The sequence below is a fragment of the Streptomyces sp. NPDC048484 genome (genome assembly GCF_040651415.1).
Lineage (GTDB): Bacteria > Actinomycetota > Actinomycetes > Streptomycetales > Streptomycetaceae > Streptomyces.
This window is the reverse complement of record NZ_JBEZJY010000134.1, coordinates 1-2,073: the sequence shown is the minus strand read 5'-3', so window position 1 is coordinate 2,073 and position 2,073 is coordinate 1. Positions and strand designations below refer to the sequence as shown.

At 68.0% G+C, this 2,073-nt stretch carries 1 protein-coding gene; it reads right to left on the bottom strand.

Going from position 1 to position 2,073, the window contains the following annotated elements; all coding sequences use genetic code 11:
• Nucleotides 1-1,820 (bottom strand): acyltransferase domain-containing protein (locus AB0D14_RS44890; RefSeq protein ID WP_362791301.1); only part of this gene is annotated, 1,820 nt, incomplete at its 3' end.
• Nucleotides 1,821-2,073 lie beyond the last annotated feature (253 nt).

The window sequence follows — 2,073 nt, the reverse complement described above, 5'->3', positions numbered from 1 at the left end:
GCACCGTCCGCCGCCTCCACCGACACCACACCCACACCCAACGGCATCAACCGCACCCGCAACACCGACGCCCCCGACGCGAACAGACTCACCCCACCCCAGGAAAACGGCAACTCCGCCCGCTCACCCGCCACCGACGAGAACGCCACCCCATGCAACGCCGCATCCAACAACGCCGGATGCAACCCAAAACTGCCCGCCACCTCTCCTGCCACCTGCGGCAGCGCGACCTCCGCGAAGACTTCCTCACCCCGCCGCCACACCGCCCGCAACCCCTGAAACACCGGCCCGTACTCAAGACCCACACCCGCCAGCAGCTCGTAGGCGCCCTCGGTGCTCACGGCCACCGCACCTGCCGGCGGCCACTCCACCAGATCAAACGACGCCTGAGCCACCTGCCCCTCCAACAGCCCACTCGCATGCAACACCCACAACCCATCCACCGCGTCCTCACGGCGGGAGTAGACCCGCACCGGCCGGCCGCCCCCAGCATCAGGAGCATCGACCACGACCTGCAGCCGCACCGCCCCCCGCTCCGGCAGGATCAGCGGCGCCTGCAGCGTCAGTTCTGCCAGCCGGCCGCAGCCGACCTCGTCCCCGGCCCGCACCGCCAGCTCCACAAACGCCGTCCCCGGGAACAGCACGACGCCATCCACTGCGTGATCGGCCAGCCACGGATGCGAGTTGAGACCGACCCGCCCGGTCAGGACCACACCCCCGGACTCCGGGGAGGACACCACCGCGCTCAGCAACGGATGACCCGCCGCATCCAGCCCCGCCGACGCCACATCCGCCACCGACGACGAACCGTCCAGCCAGTAGTGCTCGTGCTGGAAGGCATACGTCGGCAACTCCACCCGCCGCGCCCCGCGCCCCGCATAGAACCCCGACCAGTCCACCGGCGCACCATTCACCCACGCCTCGGCCAACGAACCCGCCAGCTGCCGCAAACCCCCCTCACCCCGCCGCAACGTCCCCACCGCAACCGCCGACGAACCCACCGACTCAAACGTCTCCGCCAACCCCACCAACAAACCAGGATGCGGACTCACCTCAACAAACAACCCGAACCCATCCCCCAGCAACGCCCGCGTCGTCTCCTCAAAACGCACCGTCTGCCGAAGATTCGCATACCAATACCCCGCATCCAGACCAGCCGTATCCACCAGCCCACCAGTCACCGTCGAATAGAAATCAACCTTCCCCGCCACCGGAACAACACCATCCAGCTCCGCCAGCAGCCGCTCCCGAATACCCTCCACAAACACCGAATGCGATGCATAATCCACCGGAATCCGCCGCGCCCGAACCCCGTCCCCCTCCAGCACAACCCGCAACTCCTCCAACTCATCCCCAGACCCACACACCACCACCGACCCCGGACTGTTCACCACCGCCAGCTGCAACCGCCCCTCCCACCGACCCAGCAACTCCTCCACCCCAGCCGCCGGCAACGCCACCGACAACATCCCGCCCTGACCCGCCAGATCCTCCGCAATAATCCGGCTGCGCACCGCCACCACCCGCGCCCCGTCCTCCAACGACAAAGCCCCCGCCACACACGCCGCCGCAATCTCCCCCTGCGAATGCCCCACCACCGCCGCAGGCTCCACCCCAAAAGACCGCCACACCTCCGCCAGCGCCACCATCACCGCCCACAACGCCGGCTGCACCACATCCACCCGCTCCAACGACGCCGCACCCTCCTCACCCCGCAACACCGCCAGCACATCCCACTCCACCCACGGAGCCAACGCCCGCGCACACTCACCCAACCGCCCCGCGAAAACCTCAGAACAATCCAACAACTCCGCAGCCATCCCCAGCCACTGCGACCCCTGACCAGGAAACACAAACACCGGCCGCCCACCACCACGACCCGAACCCACCACCACACCAGCCGAACGACCCCCATCAGCCGCCAACTCCAAACCCGCCAGCAACTCCTCCCGCCCACCCCCCAAAACCACCACACGATGCTCAAACACCGCCCGCGACGACACCAACGACAACCCCACATCCACCGGATCCACCCCAGACCCGTCCCCCACAAACGACAACAACCGCCCCGCC